Here is a 17,718-nt window from a genome sequence, read left to right as displayed (position 1 = left end):
CATGGCAAATCTTCATACTTCAGAAATAACATTAAAGGTAGGTTTAGATGAAAACCGCGTACCCGAAGAACTTACGTGGTCCGCTCAAGACGGTGGAATAAACAATGAAAAGGCTAAAGCAATGCTATTGTCCGTTTGGGACAGCAAAAACCAAGAGTCGCTCAAAATAGACCTTTGGACCAAAGATATGCCTGTAGACGAGATGAAAATATTCTTTCACCAGACCTTAGTTTCATTGTCCGATACTTTCATGAAGGCTACCCAAGATGAAAAAATGACGGCTACCATGAAAGATTTCTGTGAATATTTTGCTGAAAAATTAGAGTTGAAAAAATAAAAATTCTAATTGGCCATAGGAACTTCCACTAATAGGATTTTTGAATTTTCGCTATAGGTAAAGTCAATTGTCTTGGTGGCTTCAATTCCAAGTCCATCTCTTTTTTCCAATGCGATGCCGTTTGCGGTACATTTACCTTCAAGTAGAAAAACATAAACCCCGTTGTTCGTGTTTTTCAGTGTATAGGTGTGGGTTTTTCCTTTGTGAAACTCCCCTAGATGAAACCAAGCGTTTTGATGAATCCAAATACCGTCATCATCGGGGTTGGGAGATACAATTTGCTGCAAGCGATTGCTTAAACTACCCGAAGCTAGGGTTATCTGATCGTAACGTGGTGTAACATTAACCTTATTTGGAAGTATCCAGATTTGTAGAAACTTTACCTTGTTCTCTCGGCTTTTGTTCTTTTCGCTATGTTGTATTCCGGAACCTGCGCTCATAGCCTGTATGTCTCCTTGGCGAATAATGGTGGTATTTCCCATATCGTCTTTGTGTTCTAGATCACCTTCAAGTGGAATAGAGATGATTTCCATGTTGCTATGGCCATGGGTTCCAAAACCCATTCCCGCAGCAACTTCATCGTCGTTTAAGACACGTAAGACCCCAAAGTTCATACGGTCTGGATTGTGGTAATTGGCAAAGCTAAAAGTGTGATAGCTATTGAGCCAGCCATGATTGGCATGGCCTCGGGTATTGGCTTTGTGAAGTGTACTTTTCATGTCTTTAATTTTTTGGGTATTCCATAGGAATTGTAAAGGGCCATCCTTCAAACTGTTGGGCATCTGGCTGCGTTACATCTACATATCTGGGCCAGCATTCAAATGTGGTTGTTTTATCTTTTTTGTTAAACCGAACCAGACCATAACCACCTCCCTTGGAATTACTTTCCGGGTTCACATAGGCCATCATGCTTATTTTATTGTTAAATCCGTCTAGATAGTCGCCCGTCCAAGGAAGTGATGTATTGGTATTAGGGTTTTCTCCAGCTTTCTCATCTTCTGGCCACCACCAACGACTATAGTAGTCGTTTACGATAGCAGGAACGATAAAGGACCATGGCCCGTCTCCAAATTCATGGATGCCTTGCTTGATTACGGTTGCCAAATGCTGGTCTCCGGCAATGTGAACCGCATTGGCGTTTTTTATAAGTTGTAGGGCTTTGTTTCTCCCTGTCTGCGGCCATCCGTTACTGTCCAAATCGGCATGAAGCCTGTTATCCAAAGAACCGTGAATATGTGCGCCACCGCAGAAACCGGTTTGTGATAAAACTACTTTAAGTGACTCTGTATTTGTTTTTCCCCAGTTGTCCAAAAATGTAAGCTGACGGTCGCCCAACAATTTAAGTTCGGGCAAATCTATAGATGACGGGTCATAGTCGGGATTTCTAATATGGTCCGGTCGTGGGCCTTGCTGGGGTATTTTTCCATTAGGGCCAGACTTGAATTTTCGGTCTTCCAGAATGGCAAAGTCTATACCGCCAAGAGGTAAATTGGTATAGTAAACACCAATTCCTTGTTGAATACGAGTGGGGTCATAAGGGTCTGGTAAATGTGCCGTTTGGCAACGCTCTACCATTTTTACATATTCATGGTGATAGGTGTAACCACCATCGTTAGACCCTTTTACGAGTGATATTTTTCCGTTTTCTCCCCAAAGATTTCCTTGCCCAATATCATGGTCGTCCGGAATACTGATTGCGGGGCGGTTGCGGAAAGTTTCCTTGAACTGAAGGCCGAATTTTAACCAAGCCGCCGTATGTTCGGTATGGTCATAGGATTGGTCCCCGGCAAAAAATATCAGATCCGGATTTTGATGATTAATGTTGCGGACATAGTTTTCTCTCATACCCCGGTCTTGATTAGAGTTGCAGGAAAGGGCAGCAAGAACAATTTCGTCTTTCTCTTTTGGGTCTTTGCGAATCAATCCCTCATAAGTGGCTTTATTACCATGCCGTATACGATATTTTATGTCTTTTGTGTCGTCCCAGTCCTCAATACGAAAAAGAGCGGACCACCCTAAATCGTTTACGTTTTGCTTCTGAAGCTCTTTCCATGAACCATTCTCTTTAATTTCCAATCGTACCACCCGTGTTTCGTTGGGGTAAAGAGGGTAGAGCTGTGCGCTGAGTTTCAATGTTTGTTGGGCAACGGTATAGATGCCAAAAGCAACTACACTATCCCGATTTACCTTTAGATTGATTATGGGGTTTTCATCGCGGTTCCACCAATCGTTTGTAGATAGTTTGTCTACATTGTCAAAAGGTGCAATTACAGGAGGTTTTAGCTCTTGTGCCGCTATAGGATTGGTGAAGAACCAGGTTAAAAACAGGATTAAAAGACTCTTTTTCATATTCGTTAAGGTTCTGTAAAGGTTGTTATTTGGTTTTGAAAAGTGATATGGTATAGTCCAACAGCTCCGTGCCACCATGGTCTCCATGTCCTGGAATGACGATTTTAAGGTCTGGATATGCTGTTTTGATTTTAGAGATAGTGCCGCTCCATTCATCGGTATTGGCATCGCCCAGATATCCTTTTGTGGCGTTCAAGGATTTAACGGGGCATCCACCAAAAAGGAGGTGTTCACTTGGAATGTAGCTAACGATATTGTCTCTGGTGTGGGCTTCCCCAAAATGCCGGTTGATTATTTTTTTATTTCCTAGGATGATTTCGTTTACCTGGTCAAAACCTATTTGTGGCAACGGGTTTCCTTCTTTATTTGCTAGTTCAATGGTTTTCTTGTTGGCATAGGATGGGATGTTCAATTGATGAAAGGCGTCAACTCCCCCAAGACAATCATCGTGAAAATGATTTACGACCACTGCTTTAATTTTATGTTCCTTCGTTTTTGTGATCCAATCAATAAGTTCGTTAGAAGTCTCCGTGTCTATTGGTGTATCAAAAACTACGGCATCGCCGGCGTTCATGTAAACTAATCCGTTACAAGCTACTTTGCCATAATCTTCTGTTTGCAGATATGAAACATGAATGTAGCTGTTTTGGGAAATAGGAATTATTTTTAGGGTTTCGCTGCTGTAAGTTCTATTTCCGTTTTGGGACTTACAACTTAGTAGCAGAACAGAAAAAAGCAAAATTATAAGTGGCGATTTGTAGTTCATGAGGTTTTGTTCTTTAAGTTTCATAAATATATAGTTTTACCTTGCACTAATGAAAGATTCAGATATTCAAAAACTCGTTTTTATATATAATGCAGATTCAGGTTTAAAAAACTCTCTATTGGATAGTGCTCATAAAATCTTAAGCCCTAGTACGTATGATTGCAACCTGTGCGACATAACGTTCGGAGTATTTACGGAGAACAAAGTTTGGAAGGGTTTTAGAGAGTCTACAAGTATGGAAATGGAGTTTCTGCACAGGGACGAATACAAAAAACAGTATGCCTCTAAGTTTGGTAACAAGTTTACGTTTCCGATTATTCTGGCTCGGACAAACAATGATTTGGAAGTATTTGTGGGTACTGAAGAGATGAATACGATTGAAAATGCGGAATCGCTCGTAGATTTAATTACAAAGAGGATGGAAGCCTAGATTTTTTTGTCTTTGAAAAAATCTATGTTTATGTTTTCTATAAAGTCCAGAACATCATCACGGCCATATCCTTTAGAAGATGAGGTTATGAAGTACTTTGGGGCTTCTTCCCAAACACCGTTCAGTAATTCGGTAACGTAACTGTTAACATTTTTCTCAATGGCGTTAGGCTTCAGTTTATCGGCCTTGGTGAAAATAATACAGAACGGAATGCCGTTTTCGCCAAGCCATTCCATGAATTCCATGTCAATTTTTTGCGGTTCATGACGAATATCGACTAAAACAAAAGCGCAGACCAGTTGCTCTCGTTTAAGAAAGTAATCGGTTATATATTTCTGAAATGTCTTTTTACTCTTTTTTGAAACACGGGCGTACCCATAACCCGGCAAATCTACAAGGAACCAATTTTCATTGATTTTAAAATGATTGATCAATTGGGTTTTTCCGGGACGGCCAGAGGTCTTTGCAAGACTTTTTCTTTCGGTAAGGCTATTTATCAAAGAAGACTTCCCCACATTAGATCGGCCAATAAAAGCATATTCGGGTAGGGGTTCTTTTGGGCATCTTGCCACATCAGTATTACTGATTATAAAATTAGCCGTTTTAATATTCACCTTCGGAAACTATTTAATTGGGTAGTGTGGTTGCTAAAATTTACGTTGGGTCAACCAGTTGTCCAGAACTTCGTTAAATTTATCAGGATGCTCCATCATTGGGGCATGACCACACTTTTCAATCCAATAAAGGTCGGAATCAGGTAGCAATTCATGAAAAAGATCGGCCACGTCCGGTGGGGTTACCCCATCGTTCTCGCCCCAAATGATACAGGTTGGTGTATTCATTTTGGGTAGGTCATTGGCCATGTTATGGCGTATGGCACTTTTGGCGATAGCCAATGTTTTTATAATTTTTTTTCGGTCGTTTACGGTTGCAAATACCTCGTCTACAATTTCTTTGGTGGCAATGGCGGGATCGTAAAAAACGTCTTGGGCTTTTTTCTTTATAAATTCATAATCGCCACGTCTTGGATAGCCGTCTCCCATGGCACTTTCATATAAACCGGAACTGCCTGTAATTACGAGGGCTTTTACCAGTTTAGGGTACAGCTTGGTGTGGAGTAGGCCTATGTGCCCTCCCAGAGAGTTTCCTAATAATATAACATCTTTAAGCTCTTTGAACTCAATGAATTTGGCTAGGAATTTAGCAAATTGCTTGACGTTCGTCTTAAGCATGGGCATATCGTAGATAGGTAATTCTGGAATAAGTACTTTATAACCCTTTTTCGGAAAGTATTCAGTAACACCTTGAAAGTTGCTAAGCCCTCCCATAAGACCGTGTAAAATAATGATAGGTGTACCTTCGCCTATCTCTATATACCGGAATTTTCCTTCCTTAATTAAATTTTCTTCCATTCAAGATACTTCTTGGTCTGTTCGTCAAAGATAGACATAATCCTACAATGACTATTATACAAGTATAGGCCAATAAAGCGAGAATTGCCCATTATTTTTTGATTACGACTAAAATTCGCTCTTTTTTCAGGGCACTAAATTGTCCATAATTTATGCCCAAAAGCCACTAGTTATTAACAAAGTGGTAATTAGTGGTAAAATGTGGTAATAAAATTTGTAGTTTTGAGTTATAGTATTGTAAAACAGCTTTTTTAAGTGATAAATTTCATTGGGACATACGATTGTAAGGCCGATGCCAAAGGTAGGGTAATGATACCAGTTGCCCTAAAAAATCAGATGTCTCCTATTTTAAATCAAAGTTTTGTCATCAAAAGATCTGTTTTTCAGCCTTGTTTGGAATTATATCCTATGGAAGAGTGGAATCTTCTTATGGAGAAGATGAACAAGAAAAACCGTTTCAAGAAAAAGAACAACGATTTTATCCGTCGTTTTTCTGCTGGGGTAAAGGTCATAGAGATCGATGCTACAGGTAGAATGCTAATTCCTAAGAACCTTGTGGAGATTGCCAATATCTCTAAAGAGGTGGTTTTGAGTTCGGCAATCAACATAATTGAAATTTGGGACAAGGATAGTTATGAGAAAGTATTGGAAGAAACTGCTGAGGATTTTGCCGAACTGGCAGAAGAGGTGATGGGGGATGACGGAGATGACGAAAGCTATGTATCATAATCCTGTTTTATTGGAAGAGTCCGTAAACGGTCTCAATATAAAGGAAGACGGCGTGTATGTTGATGTCACTTTTGGTGGCGGAGGGCATTCCAAGCACATATTGAAGCAATTGGGAAGCGAGGGTAAATTGTTTGCCTTTGATCAAGATGAAGATGCGCTTGCAAATACGCTAGGGGACCCAAGGTTTACATTGATCAATGAGAACTTTAGGTTCATAAGGCAGTTTCTTAAGTTCTATGGCATTAGAAAGGTGGATGGAATTTTAGCCGATTTTGGTGTTTCATCACATCAGTTTGATAAAGCTGAACGCGGATTTTCTACCCGTTTTGAAGCTGATTTGGATATGCGCATGAGCAAAAGGAATCTTTTGTCCGCTTATGATGTGGTCAATACATATGATTATGACGATTTAAGAAAAGTTCTTTTTCAGTATGGCGATTTAAGAAATGCGAATGCCATGGCAAAGACCATTTTGGCAAAGCGAGAAGAAGAGCCTATAAAGACAACGGACAGGTTAAAAGAGGTGTTGCGCTCATTTCTGCCCAATGCAAAAGAGCATAAAATATTGGCCCAAATTTATCAGGCTATTCGTATTGAGGTCAATCAGGAGATTGCTGTGATAGAGGAATTTTTGTTGCAAACTCCAGAGTTGCTAGATGCAGGAGGTAGGTTGAGTATAATAAGCTATCACTCATTGGAGGATCGTTTGGTAAAACGGTTCATTAGAGAAGGGCAGTTTCAGGGCGAGGCGCCAAAAGATTTTTACGGAAATATAGATGTTCCTTTTAAAAAAGTGGGGCCGTTAATTGTTCCGTCCAAAGAGGAAATAACACAGAATAATCGTGCGCGAAGTGCCAAATTGAGAATTGCGGAGCGCATAGAAAAAGTGAATCTTAAAAATTGAAAAGAGAGAAGAAAAACATGAAAAAAGGATTGTTGAACATACTTAAAGGTAGGTTTTTGGTGAGTGATGACGCGCCTAAGAACTGGTTGTTCATCATTTTCACTTCTTTTCTGGCTACGGTAATGATCGGTAGCTCGCATAGTGCGGATAAAAAAGTACATCAAATTGCCGCTTTGAACGAAGAGGTGAAAGAGCTTCGGAATGAATTTGTAGATGTACGATCGGATGTTCAGCAATTAAAGTTGGAATCTACCGTGATGCAGATCGTTGCGGAGAAAGGGTTGTTTCCTTCACAGGTGCCGCCCAAACAGATTAGGGTAATATCAAACAAAGAGGAAGAATAGTGGCTGTAACCGAAAAAAGCATATTGACCCGGTTGTACGTTGTAACGGCGTTCATGTTCCTGTTTGCTGTAGCAGTACTTTTCAAATTGGTGAACATTCAGTTCGTGCAAGGGGAGAAGTATAAGGCTTTGGCTATGGAGCGTACGGAGAAAATGTTCACTATTGCGCCTAATAGGGGTAATCTGTACTCGGATGATGGTAGTTTGTTGGCTACTTCGGTATCGCGTTACACTATTCGTTTTGATGCGGTTACCGTAAGCGATGAGGATTTTAGAAAGAATATTGTGCCATTGTCCAATTCGCTTTCAAAAATGTTGGGTAAGCCTTCATCGCATTATCAAAAATTATTGCGCAAGGCTAAAGTGAATAAAAATAGGTATGCACTTATCGCTAGAAACCTGGATTATTCAGAATATATAATGGTTAAGGATTTTCCTTTGTTCAATAAAGGTCCGTATAAAGGAGGATTGATCATTGAGCAGAAAACGGTAAGGGAGCATCCGTTAGGTAAGATTGCCGAACGTAGCGTTGGGTACGAGAATGTAGATGAGGATGGGTACTATTCCGGTGTGGGGCTGGAAAGGGCCTATGGGGAATATTTGAGAGGTGTTGAAGGAAAAAGACTAAAACAAAAGATTGCCAAAGGTCAGTGGAAGCCAATAGGGTGGGAGAATATCGTAGAGCCTAAAGATGGGTATGATTTGGTGTCTACCATCGATATTAATATTCAAGATATCGCCCATCACGCTTTGCTGGGGCAGCTGGAGCATTACAAAGCGGACCATGGTTGTGTTATTGTAATGGAAACGGAAACCGGAGAGGTAAAGGCTATCTCAAATTTGGGAAGAACGGAGTCCGGTAAGTATTATGAGCGCTTAAATTATGCTATTGGGGAGTCTAGTGAGCCTGGGTCTACTTTTAAATTAATGTCGCTTGTGGCCGCGCTAGAAGATAAGGTAATTGATACCAGTACCGTAATGGATACGGAAAAAGGACGTTGGAAAATCTATGATAGAATTGTAAAGGATTCCAAGTGGGGCGGTTACGGTAAGATTTCTGCAGGCCATGCTTTTGAGGTTTCTTCCAACACGGCGTTTGCAAAAATGATTCATAACAATTACAAGAACGATCCGGAAAAATACGTCAATCGTCTTATGAGTATGAATCTCAACAAAAAGCTTGATTTGCCTATAAAGGGTGAAGGAGAGCCGGTTATTAGATTTCCTGGGGATAAAGGTTGGTCCGGTATTTCGTTGGCTTGGATGTCCCATGGGTATGAGGTTTCAATGACGCCTTTACAAGTGTTGACATTTTATAACGCTATCGCCAATGATGGTGAAATGGTAAAGCCTAGGTTGATAAAAGAAGTGCGTGAGTGGGATCTTACCATTCAGAAATTTGATAAAGAGGTGATTAATCCATCGGTTTGTTCTAAAGAAACGGCGGCTAAAGTTCAGCAGTTGTTAAAGAATGTAGTGGAGAAAAAATATGGAACGGGTCACGGTCTGTATTCACCTAATTTTTCAATGGCAGGGAAAACGGGTACGGCACAGAAAAACTATGTGTCCAAGGATCCGGACAAATTAAAATACATATCCTCGTTTGCAGGCTACTTTCCGGCGGAAAACCCAAAATACTCCTGTATAGTGGTTATTCATGAACCGGACAAGAGTGTGGGGTATTACGGGGCGGATGTTTCCGGGCCGGTATTTAAATCGGTTGCTCAGAAGGTGTACGCTACATCGCCGTTGGTAGATGAGGTAGATATGGAAAAGATGAAAGACCAACGATTGGATAAATCGTACCAGAAATATTATGCAGAGGCCCAAAAGAGCTATAAGCAAGTGCCTAATGTTAAGGGAATGAGCGGTATGGATGCTATTTCCATTCTAGAAAATTTAGGGATTGAGGTAGAGGTAAGGGGCAATGGCAAAGTAAAAAGACAGTCCGTTTCACAAGGAGCGGATATTAAGGATATCAAAAAAATTACACTAGAATTATCGTGAAGTTGCTAAAAGACATATTGTTCGGCGCAAGCCTCACCAACGTAATCGGTTCTACCGATGTTTTGGTGAACGCTATCTGTTTTGACTCCAGAAAAGTTAAGATGGATGATGTTTTTGTGGCTATAAAAGGCACGGTAACAGATGGTCATTTGTATATAGCTAAGGCTATAGACCTTGGTGCAAAAGCTATTGTGTGTGAGACGCTACCAGAGCAAACCATAGATGGGGTTACCTATGTAGAGGTAAAGGACGGCAATACTGCCTTGGCAATGATGGCTTCTAACTTTTATGGTAATCCCTCAAAGAATTTAAAATTAGTTGGGGTAACGGGTACCAATGGTAAGACCACTATTTCTAGCTTACTGTATCAATTGTTTAAAAAAGCGGGATACAAAGTGGGGCTTTTATCAACTATCAAGATTATGGTAGATGATGAGGTTTATGCAACAAGCCATACCACTCCGGATGCTTTGACAATTAATGAGCACCTGTACCTTATGAACGAGGCTGGTGTGGAGTTTTGTTTTATGGAAGTCAGTTCGCACGGAATTCACCAAAAAAGAACACAAGGGTTGGTCTTTGAAGGGGCTATTTTCACGAACCTTTCCCATGACCATTTAGATTACCATAAGACCTTTGCAGAGTATAGGGATACCAAAAAGATACTGTTTGATCAATTGCCAAAAAGTGCTTTTGCCGTTTCCAATATAGACGATAAGAATGGGGCTGTCATGCTTCAGAATACGAAAGCAAAAAAATATACCTACGCGCTAAGAACGTATGCGGATTATCGTGCGCAAGTATTGGAGAGTCAATTTAACGGTACGCTCTTAAAAATAAACGAGCATGAACTGTGGTCTAGGTTAATAGGTCATTTTAATGCCTATAATATGTTGGCCATTTTCGCTACCGCGGATTTGTTGGGTATGGAAACTCTGGAAACCTTAAGGTTGCTGAGTGAATTGGACAATGTGGACGGCCGCTTTCAATATTTTATATCTAGTAAAAAGATTACTGCCATAGTGGATTATGCCCATACGCCGGATGCGCTAAAAAATGTGTTGGAAACAATCAGCACTTTGAGAACTGGAAATGAAAACGTCATCACCGTTGTGGGGTGTGGTGGCGATAGAGACAGATCTAAGCGTCCGGTAATGGGTCATATTGCTTCGGCAATGAGCAACAAGGCCATTTTTACTTCGGATAATCCTAGAAGTGAGTCGCCGTCCTCCATAATTGAAGCTATGGAAGAAGGAGTGGAGCCACAGAACGTAAAGAAAATCCTATCCATAGAAAATAGGGAACAGGCTATAAAAACGGCGTGCCAATTGGCCAATGCCGAAGATATTATCCTCATTGCGGGTAAAGGTCATGAGACCTATCAGGAAACCAACGGAAAGCGTATTCACTTTGATGATTTTGAAATGGTCAAAGACGTTCTCAAAAGTTTGGATAAATAACAAAGACCAAATAAGAAAAAGACTAGAAGCTTAAAAGATGCTATACTACCTATTCGAATATTTAGAAAAACAATACCAGTTGCCGGGGGCGAGCTTGTTTCAGTTCACCACCTTTAGAGCAGCTATGGCTATTCTATTTTCATTGATAATCGCTACGGTATATGGTAAGCGCGTTATTCTTTTTCTTCAAAAGAAGCAAATAGGCGAAAGTGTAAGAGACCTTGGTCTTGAAGGGCAGAAACAAAAGGCGGGAACCCCTACCATGGGCGGACTCATCATTATCATGTCTACTTTAATACCGGTTCTTCTGTTCGCTAAGTTGGATAATATTTACATCATCTTGTTGATTGTCACCACGCTTTGGATGGGTTTCATCGGTTTTACGGATGATTACATTAAAGTGTTCAAAAAGGACAAGGAAGGGCTTAAAGGAAGGTTTAAGGTTTTGGGTCAGGTAGTTTTAGGGCTTGGTGTTGGAGCTACCCTATATTTTCACCCTGGAGTAACCATGAGAGAAGACTCTAGCACTATGATTACGGAGGAGCTTCAAGTACGTGACGTTATGGGGAAGGAAATTCAATCCGTAAGGACTACGGTTCCTTTTTTCAAGAACAATGAACTGGATTATAGTGATTTTATTGGTTGGGCCGGAGAAAGTGCTAGGGATTATGCGTGGTTGATATTCATTCCTATCGTAATACTTATTGTAACTGCGGTTTCCAATGGAGCCAACCTTACGGATGGTATAGATGGGCTAGCAGCGGGTACATCGGCAATTATCGTATTTACGCTCGGCATTTTTGCGTGGGTATCCGGTAACGTCATATTTTCCAATTATTTAGATATCATGTTTATACCCAATTCAGGGGAGTTGGTGGTCTTTATAACTGCTTTTGTAGGGGCTTTGGTAGGGTTTCTTTGGTACAATGCCTTTCCTGCACAGGTGTTTATGGGAGATACCGGTAGTTTAACAATTGGAGGAATCATTGCGGTAATCGCCATCATTATTAGAAAGGAATTATTGATTCCCATTTTATGCGGAATCTTTTTTGCCGAGTCTTTATCGGTTATGATACAGGTGGGTTACTTCAAGTATACCAAAAAGAAATTTGGAGAGGGGAAACGTGTTTTTCTTATGTCGCCCATTCATCATCATTATCAGGTAAAAGGGTATCATGAGAGTAAGATCGTAACCCGTTTTTGGATTGTAGGTATCCTATTGGCCATTATTACCATCGTTACCTTGAAAGTAAGATAAGATGAAAAGGTTGGTGATTTTAGGTGGAGGCGAAAGTGGAGTAGGCACGGCCATTTTGGGAAAGAAAAAGGGATACGAGGTTTTTGTGTCCGACAGAGGAAAAATTAAAGAAAAATATAGAAACGTTCTTGAACATTTTGATATTGATTGGGAAGCTGAAAAGCACACCGAAGCGAAAATCCTAAATGCGGATTTGGTAATGAAGAGTCCGGGTATACCTGATACGGTGCCATTGGTTCAGGCCTTGCAGGAAAAAGGTATTCCTGTTATTTCGGAAATCGAATTTGCATCAAAATATACAGATGCTACTTTAATAGGAATTACCGGAAGTAACGGTAAGACCACCACAACTATGTTGGCAAATCACCTTTTAAAAGAAGGAGGTGCAAATGTAGGAATGGCGGGGAATATTGGTGATAGTTATGCCAAAATGGTAGCGGAGAACAATTTTGATTTCTATGTTTTGGAAATAAGCAGTTTTCAGTTGGATGGTATTGTAGATTTTAAACCGCATATCGCCATTCTAACAAATATTACTCCGGACCATTTGGACCGGTATGATTACAAATTTGAAAATTATGTCGCTTCAAAATTCCGCATAGCGGAGAACCAGACCGAAGACGACTTTTTTATATATGACGCAGATGATCCGGTGATTGTCGCATGGCTTGAAAAGCACCCCATTAAATCAAAATTGCTCCCTTTTTCCATTATGCGAGAATTGGAAGAAGGAGCTTACTTAAAGAACAATAACATAATACTGAACTCAACTAACGAGACATTGGAAATGACAAAAGAGACATTAGCACTAGAAGGAAAACACAACTTAAAGAACAGCATGGCGGCAATGACTGCTGCAAAATTAGTAGGGATAAGAAAAGCATCGATCCGTGAGAGTATCGCTAATTTTCAGGGAGCGCCACATCGCCTTGAAAACGTATTGAAAATACATCACGTACAGTATATAAACGATTCTAAGGCAACCAACGTAAACTCTGTATTTTACGCATTGGATAGTGTTAAAACACCTATTGTATGGATTGTTGGAGGGCAGGACAAAGGCAATGATTATAAAGAATTGATGCCATTAGTGCGTGAAAAAGTTAAGGCTATAGTTTGTTTAGGACTTGATAACGAAAAAATCAAAGATGCCTTTGGTAACGTGGTGGATTTGATGGTGGAGACCTTTGCTATGGAAGAAGCTGTCAAGGTAGCTTATAAAATTGCCGAACGTGGCGATACGGTTTTATTGTCTCCCGCATGTGCCAGTTTTGATTTGTTTCAGAACTATGAAGATCGTGGCGACCAATTTAAAGCAGCTGTAAAAGCATTGTAAAAAGTATATAGAGTGAACGCATTTTTTCAAAATATCAAAGGAGATAAAGCTATTTGGGCCATTGCGGCCCTCTTGGGCTTGTTTTCGTTTTTGCCGGTGTACAGTGCCAGTAGTAACCTGGTGTATGTTGTGGGGAACGGAACCACTTTTGGTTATTTGGTAAAACATGCATTGTTGTTGTCATTGGGCTTTGGTATTATATATGGTGTGCACCGTATTCCTTCGCATTTTTTTAAGGGACTTTCTCTTATTGCCATGCCTATTGTATTGGTTTTGTTAGTGTTTACTTTGGCTCAAGGAACTACTATAGGAGGTGCCAATGCCAGTAGATGGATCAGTGTGCCATTAGTGGGTATTTCGTTTCAGACCTCTAATCTGGCTGCCGTGGTGTTAATGATTTATGTAGCTAGATATCTCAGTAAGATCCGTCTTAAAGACGTGAAATTTAAGGAGAGCATTTTGCCTTTGTGGATTCCTGTTTTTCTAACGGTGGCCCTTATTTTACCGGCAAACTTTTCAACTGCGGCCATTATATTTTCTATGGTGCTTTTGTTGTGTTTTTTAGGAGGATATCCTCTTAAATATCTTATCGGAATTATAGGTGCGAGTGTGTTGAGCCTTGCATTTTTTATACTAACTGCCAAGGCAATTCCTGGTTTGTTTCCTAATCGTGTAGATACTTGGATCAGTAGGGTTGAAAATTTTGCCGATGCAGAAGATACGGAAGCGGATTACCAAATTGAACGGGCCAAGATTGCTATTGCCACAGGCGGTATCGTGGGGAAGGGTGCAGGTAAAAGTATTCAGAAGAACTTTTTGCCACAGAGTTCCTCGGATTTTATTTATGCCATAATTGTTGAGGAATATGGACTTGTCGGAGGATTTGCGCTAATGTTTTTTTACATGTTCCTTTTATTCCGGATCGTGGTAGTGGCCAATGGTAGTGGTACTATTTTTGGAAAACTCGTAGCCCTTGGAGTGGGGCTTCCTATCGTTTTTCAGGCATTGATAAATATGGCCGTTGCGGTTGAGCTTTTTCCTGTAACAGGGCAAACCTTACCGCTGATCAGTAGTGGTGGTACCAGCAGTTGGATGACCTGTTTGGCTATTGGTATTATTTTAAGTGTAAGTAATAAAATTTCAAATGCGGAAAAATCATCCGCAGATATAGATGAAACTAATCCTTTAGAAGTACTAAGTGGGCAATTATAGATTCATACTCTCCGGTGGTGGTACGGGCGGGCATATTTACCCGGCAATCGCCATTGCCAACGAATTGAAAAGGAGGCATCCTGACGCACAATTTTTATTTGTGGGTGCAAAGGACCGTATGGAGATGGAGAAGGTGCCGCAAGCAGGTTACGAAATTGAAGGATTATGGATTAGCGGGTTGCAACGGAAACTGACCCTTAAAAATTTAATGTTTCCATTTAAAGTAATAAGTAGTTTGTTAAAGTCAGGTGAAATAGTCCGAAAGTTCAAGCCCCATGCCGTAATTGGTACAGGGGGCTTTGCCAGTGGTCCTATGTTGCGCGTGGCTTCTGGTAAAGGCGTGCCCTGTGTATTGCAGGAACAGAATTCGTATGCCGGTATTACTAACAAATTACTAAAGGATAAAGTGGCCAAAATTTGTGTGGCCTATGATGAGATGGATCGGTTTTTTCCAAAGGATAAAATTGTAAAGACCGGGAATCCGGTCCGTGGCGATTTAGTGGAAATGACAGCTGATAAAAATGGAGCGTTGGATTTCTTTGGATTGAAAACGGGAGTGCCTACACTCTTGGTTTTAGGCGGAAGTCTTGGTGCAAGACGCATCAACCAATTGATAGCGGCTAACCTTGATTTCTTTGGGAAAATAGGTGTTCAATTAATATGGCAGTGCGGTAAACTTTATATAGATGAGTATGCCAAATACAACTCGGAAACGGTGAAGGTGTTGGATTTTATGAACCGGATGGATTATGCATACGCTGCTTCCGATATCATTATATCGCGTGCTGGTGCCGGTTCCGTATCGGAACTGTGCATTGTGGGCAAGCCGGTAATATTTATTCCTTCGCCCAACGTGGCAGAGGATCATCAGACAAAAAATGCACGTGCACTTGCTAATGAAGATGCGGCTATTTTATTGAAGGAAAGTGAGCTGGACGCGAAATTTGAAAACGAGTTTACGCAGCTTTTTCAAGATAAAGTCAAGCAAGTAAGTCTGGCCGAAAATATTAAAAGGTTGGCCTTGCCTAATGCAACTAAGGATATTGTAGACGAAATAGAAAAATTAATTGGGAATGCCGCCCGTAACTAGAGGCATGAAGATTGGTAGAAATGGACTTAAAACGCATACATAACGTATATTTTATTGGCATTGGAGGCATTGGTATGTCTGCATTGGCACGTTATTTTAAGTTTATAGGAAAGAATGTTGCCGGCTATGATAAAACACAAACTCCGCTTACGGAAGAACTTTCCGGTCTGGATATGGATATCCATTATCAAGATGATATTAATGATGTAGCGGATTTATTTAAAAATAAGGAAAATACCCTTGTGGTATATACGCCTGCGGTTTCTGTTGAGCATACGGAATATCAATATTTTCAGAACAATGGTTTTGAAATTAAAAAACGATCAGAAGTTTTAGGATTGATAACCAAAGGCAGCTTCTGTTTGGCGGTTGCGGGTACACATGGTAAAACTACCACTACAAGTATTTTGGCGCACTTGCTAAAAGAAACAGGGGTTAGTTTTACAGGTTTTTTAGGTGGAATTTCCGAAGATTTCAATAGTAATTTTGTTTTTGAAGGCACGGATTATTCCGTTGTGGAAGCAGATGAGTTTGATAGGTCTTTTTTAAGGTTGTTTCCTAATGTGGCTTGCGTAACCTCTATGGATGCAGATCATTTGGATATTTATGGCAACCCAGAGGAATTACAGAAATCGTTTGTTGAGTTTGCCAACAGAGTGGCGCCGGATGGAGCACTTTTCGTGAGAAAAGGGTTGCCGTTGGCCGGAATTACATATGGGATAGATGATAATGCGGATTACTGTATTAACAATCTAAAAATCGAGAATGGAAGCTATATTTTTGATTTGAAAACTCCGGATGCGACTTTAATAGATGTGAAGTTCAGTAAACCGGGAAGACATAATCTATTAAACGGACTGGTAGCTTTTGCTATGGCCTTGCGCACTGGTGTATCCGCAAATAAATTAGTTGGTGCACTGGCAACCTTTAAAGGGGTGCAAAGACGGTTTTCCTATAAAATAAAAAACGAAGATTTTGTTTTTATAGATGATTATGCGCATCATCCCACAGAAATAGATGCCGTTTATGATGCGGTAATGGAAATGCACCCGAACAAGAGAACATTGGCTATTTTTCAACCCCATCTTTTCTCAAGGACTAGAGATTTTGGAGATGAATTTGCGAAAAGCCTTTCAAAGTTTGATAGTATTCTGTTGTTGGATATCTATCCGGCTAGGGAAAAACCTATTGAAGGAATAACTTCGGAATGGTTGTTGGATAAGATGAAGGGAGCTCAAGTAAAAACAATTCAGAAATCCAAATTAATAAACGAAATAAAAGAACAAAATCCGCAGGTTCTTATTACCATGGGTGCGGGAGATATAGGTTTGGAAGTTAGTAAGATCACAAAAGAGTTGCAACATGCGTATTAATTATAACTACATAAAGTTTTTGGCTTTAATCGTTGTAATAACGGGGCTTTACGCATTTTCTAACCAAAGAAGCGCGAAGCGAAATGTAAAAGGAATAACGATTGAATTCGTAGAAAATCAAAATTTATTCATCACCGAAGGCTCGGTTAATAAATTGTTAATACAAAAATTCGGTAGCCTTGAAAACTTGCCCAAAGAAAAATTAGCTTTGAATAACCTGGAGAAGGCCATTGAGGCCAACAAAATGGTAAAAAGTGCCCAAGTTTATCTTACAGTAAGCGGTGAATTAGCGTCGAAAATCATTCAACGCACACCAATCGGACGTATAGAAGGGGATTCAAAATTTTATCTTGACGAGGACGGAAAGCAAATGCCATTGTCAAATAGCTATTCTGCACGGGTACCTATAATTACCGGGCGGATAACGGATGAAGGCTTAGCGGATGTCTATAAGGTTTTGACCTACATCAATACGGACGAGTTTCTTAAGAAAAACATCATTGGGATACATATCGTAAGCGAGGAGAAATACCAGCTTCGCTTTCGAACCGAAGAGTTTATTGTCAATTTGGGAGATGTAGAAAGGTTGAAAGAAAAGTTTAGCAATTTCAAGGCATTTTACGCCAAAGCAAATAAAGACAAAACTCTGCAGAACTATGATGTTGTTAGTTTAGAGTTTGACAATCAAGTAGTGTGCACCAAAATTTAAGTT

General features: G+C 40.2%; 18 protein-coding genes. 13 read left to right on the top strand and 5 right to left on the bottom strand.

Annotated features, from left to right (window positions below):
* Nucleotide 1: 1 nt before the first annotated feature.
* Nucleotides 2-337 (top strand): gliding motility protein GldC, encoded by a 336-nt coding sequence (gene gldC, locus KO513_RS00410; RefSeq protein WP_215441230.1) that lies wholly within the window; start codon nt 2-4, stop codon nt 335-337.
* A 5-nt stretch (nt 338-342) separates the two neighbouring features.
* Here gldC and KO513_RS00405 read toward each other — a convergent pair whose 3' ends face one another.
* From KO513_RS00405 to bla, 3 genes are read right to left on the bottom strand one after another with little or no spacing between them, the layout of a single operon-like run.
* Nucleotides 343-1,056 carry a pirin family protein gene (locus KO513_RS00405; RefSeq protein WP_215911812.1) on the bottom strand — a complete coding sequence of 238 codons (714 nt, stop codon included), beginning with the start codon at nt 1,054-1,056 and terminating at the stop codon, nt 343-345.
* A 4-nt stretch (nt 1,057-1,060) separates the two neighbouring features.
* Nucleotides 1,061-2,686 (bottom strand): alkaline phosphatase D family protein, encoded by a 1,626-nt coding sequence (locus KO513_RS00400; protein WP_215911811.1) that lies wholly within the window; start codon nt 2,684-2,686, stop codon nt 1,061-1,063.
* Between the two features lie 25 nt (nt 2,687-2,711).
* On the bottom strand, nt 2,712-3,452 hold the full coding sequence (bla, locus tag KO513_RS00395) for a subclass B1 metallo-beta-lactamase (protein WP_215911891.1): 741 nt from the start codon (nt 3,450-3,452) through the stop codon (nt 2,712-2,714).
* A 49-nt stretch (nt 3,453-3,501) separates the two neighbouring features.
* Between bla and KO513_RS00390 the strand changes: the two genes are divergently transcribed.
* Nucleotides 3,502-3,882 carry a GTPase gene (locus KO513_RS00390; protein WP_215441235.1) on the top strand — a complete coding sequence of 127 codons (381 nt, stop codon included), beginning with the start codon at nt 3,502-3,504 and terminating at the stop codon, nt 3,880-3,882.
* On the opposite strand, the gene yihA is transcribed toward KO513_RS00390, so the two are convergent.
* Nucleotides 3,879-4,496 carry a ribosome biogenesis GTP-binding protein YihA/YsxC gene (gene yihA / locus KO513_RS00385; protein ID WP_215911810.1) on the bottom strand — a complete coding sequence of 206 codons (618 nt, stop codon included), beginning with the start codon at nt 4,494-4,496 and terminating at the stop codon, nt 3,879-3,881. The genes KO513_RS00390 and yihA overlap by 4 nt on opposite strands.
* Before the next feature lie 33 nt (nt 4,497-4,529).
* Nucleotides 4,530-5,294 carry an alpha/beta fold hydrolase gene (locus tag KO513_RS00380; protein ID WP_215441239.1) on the bottom strand — a complete coding sequence of 255 codons (765 nt, stop codon included), beginning with the start codon at nt 5,292-5,294 and terminating at the stop codon, nt 4,530-4,532.
* Nucleotides 5,295-5,549: 255 nt separating this feature from the next.
* Between KO513_RS00380 and mraZ the strand changes: the two genes are divergently transcribed.
* Genes mraZ through KO513_RS00325 form a run of 11 tightly spaced genes read left to right on the top strand, consistent with a single transcriptional unit; the run spans nt 5,550 to nt 17,715 of the window.
* A complete protein-coding gene (gene mraZ / locus KO513_RS00375; RefSeq protein ID WP_215441241.1) occupies nt 5,550-6,023 on the top strand; it encodes a division/cell wall cluster transcriptional repressor MraZ in 474 nt (157 codons plus the stop codon).
* Nucleotides 6,001-6,927, top strand: a complete 927-nt coding sequence (gene rsmH / locus KO513_RS00370; protein WP_252735635.1) for a 16S rRNA (cytosine(1402)-N(4))-methyltransferase RsmH — start codon at nt 6,001-6,003, stop codon at nt 6,925-6,927. The genes mraZ and rsmH overlap by 23 nt, the downstream gene beginning before the upstream one ends.
* A gap of 17 nt (nt 6,928-6,944) precedes the next feature.
* On the top strand, nt 6,945-7,271 hold the full coding sequence (locus tag KO513_RS00365; protein ID WP_215911889.1) for an FtsL-like putative cell division protein: 327 nt from the start codon (nt 6,945-6,947) through the stop codon (nt 7,269-7,271).
* Nucleotides 7,271-9,277, top strand: a complete 2,007-nt coding sequence (locus KO513_RS00360; RefSeq protein WP_215911809.1) for a penicillin-binding protein — start codon at nt 7,271-7,273, stop codon at nt 9,275-9,277. Before KO513_RS00365 ends, KO513_RS00360 begins: the two co-directional genes overlap by 1 nt.
* Nucleotides 9,274-10,737: a UDP-N-acetylmuramoyl-L-alanyl-D-glutamate--2,6-diaminopimelate ligase gene (locus tag KO513_RS00355; RefSeq protein WP_215911808.1), complete on the top strand. Its 1,464-nt coding sequence runs from the start codon at nt 9,274-9,276 to the stop codon at nt 10,735-10,737. Before KO513_RS00360 ends, KO513_RS00355 begins: the two co-directional genes overlap by 4 nt.
* A gap of 37 nt (nt 10,738-10,774) precedes the next feature.
* On the top strand, nt 10,775-11,995 hold the full coding sequence (gene mraY / locus KO513_RS00350) for a phospho-N-acetylmuramoyl-pentapeptide-transferase (RefSeq protein ID WP_215441245.1): 1,221 nt from the start codon (nt 10,775-10,777) through the stop codon (nt 11,993-11,995).
* 1 nt (nt 11,996) lies between these two features.
* A complete protein-coding gene (gene murD / locus KO513_RS00345) occupies nt 11,997-13,331 on the top strand; it encodes a UDP-N-acetylmuramoyl-L-alanine--D-glutamate ligase (RefSeq protein WP_215911807.1) in 1,335 nt (444 codons plus the stop codon).
* A gap of 12 nt (nt 13,332-13,343) precedes the next feature.
* Entirely contained in the window at nt 13,344-14,543 is a 1,200-nt protein-coding gene (locus KO513_RS00340) for an FtsW/RodA/SpoVE family cell cycle protein (RefSeq protein ID WP_215911806.1), read from the top strand.
* Nucleotides 14,530-15,633, top strand: a complete 1,104-nt coding sequence (gene murG / locus KO513_RS00335) for an undecaprenyldiphospho-muramoylpentapeptide beta-N-acetylglucosaminyltransferase (protein ID WP_215911805.1) — start codon at nt 14,530-14,532, stop codon at nt 15,631-15,633. The genes KO513_RS00340 and murG overlap by 14 nt, the downstream gene beginning before the upstream one ends.
* Before the next feature lie 20 nt (nt 15,634-15,653).
* Nucleotides 15,654-17,006, top strand: a complete 1,353-nt coding sequence (gene murC / locus KO513_RS00330; protein ID WP_215911804.1) for a UDP-N-acetylmuramate--L-alanine ligase — start codon at nt 15,654-15,656, stop codon at nt 17,004-17,006.
* Nucleotides 16,996-17,715, top strand: coding sequence for a cell division protein FtsQ/DivIB (locus KO513_RS00325; RefSeq protein ID WP_215911803.1), 720 nt, complete (start codon nt 16,996-16,998; stop codon nt 17,713-17,715). Before murC ends, KO513_RS00325 begins: the two co-directional genes overlap by 11 nt.
* Nucleotides 17,716-17,718 lie beyond the last annotated feature (3 nt).

This window comes from Zobellia sp. B3R18 (assembly GCF_018860715.1).
In the GTDB taxonomy this organism is placed as follows: Bacteria; Bacteroidota; Bacteroidia; order Flavobacteriales; family Flavobacteriaceae; genus Zobellia; species Zobellia russellii.
Note: the sequence above shows the minus strand (reverse complement) of the source record. Positions and strands in the feature narration are given on the sequence as shown.

Excerpts from the sequence above, each read along its gene's own strand:
- gldC (WP_215441230.1), top strand. The coding sequence starts at position 2 with ATGGCAAATCTTCATACTTCAGAAATAACATTAAAGGTAGGTTTAGAT.
- KO513_RS00405 (WP_215911812.1), bottom strand. The coding sequence starts at position 1,056 with ATGAAAAGTACACTTCACAAAGCCAATACCCGAGGCCATGCCAATCAT.
- KO513_RS00400 (WP_215911811.1), bottom strand. The coding sequence starts at position 2,686 with ATGAAAAAGAGTCTTTTAATCCTGTTTTTAACCTGGTTCTTCACCAAT.
- bla (WP_215911891.1), bottom strand. The coding sequence starts at position 3,452 with ATGAACTACAAATCGCCACTTATAATTTTGCTTTTTTCTGTTCTGCTA.
- KO513_RS00390 (WP_215441235.1), top strand. The coding sequence starts at position 3,502 with ATGAAAGATTCAGATATTCAAAAACTCGTTTTTATATATAATGCAGAT.
- KO513_RS00380 (WP_215441239.1), bottom strand. The coding sequence starts at position 5,294 with ATGGAAGAAAATTTAATTAAGGAAGGAAAATTCCGGTATATAGAGATA.
- rsmH (WP_252735635.1), top strand. The coding sequence starts at position 6,001 with ATGACGAAAGCTATGTATCATAATCCTGTTTTATTGGAAGAGTCCGTA.
- KO513_RS00365 (WP_215911889.1), top strand. The coding sequence starts at position 6,945 with ATGAAAAAAGGATTGTTGAACATACTTAAAGGTAGGTTTTTGGTGAGT.
- mraY (WP_215441245.1), top strand. The coding sequence starts at position 10,775 with ATGCTATACTACCTATTCGAATATTTAGAAAAACAATACCAGTTGCCG.
- murD (WP_215911807.1), top strand. The coding sequence starts at position 11,997 with ATGAAAAGGTTGGTGATTTTAGGTGGAGGCGAAAGTGGAGTAGGCACG.
- murC (WP_215911804.1), top strand. The coding sequence starts at position 15,654 with ATGGACTTAAAACGCATACATAACGTATATTTTATTGGCATTGGAGGC.
- KO513_RS00325 (WP_215911803.1), top strand. The coding sequence starts at position 16,996 with ATGCGTATTAATTATAACTACATAAAGTTTTTGGCTTTAATCGTTGTA.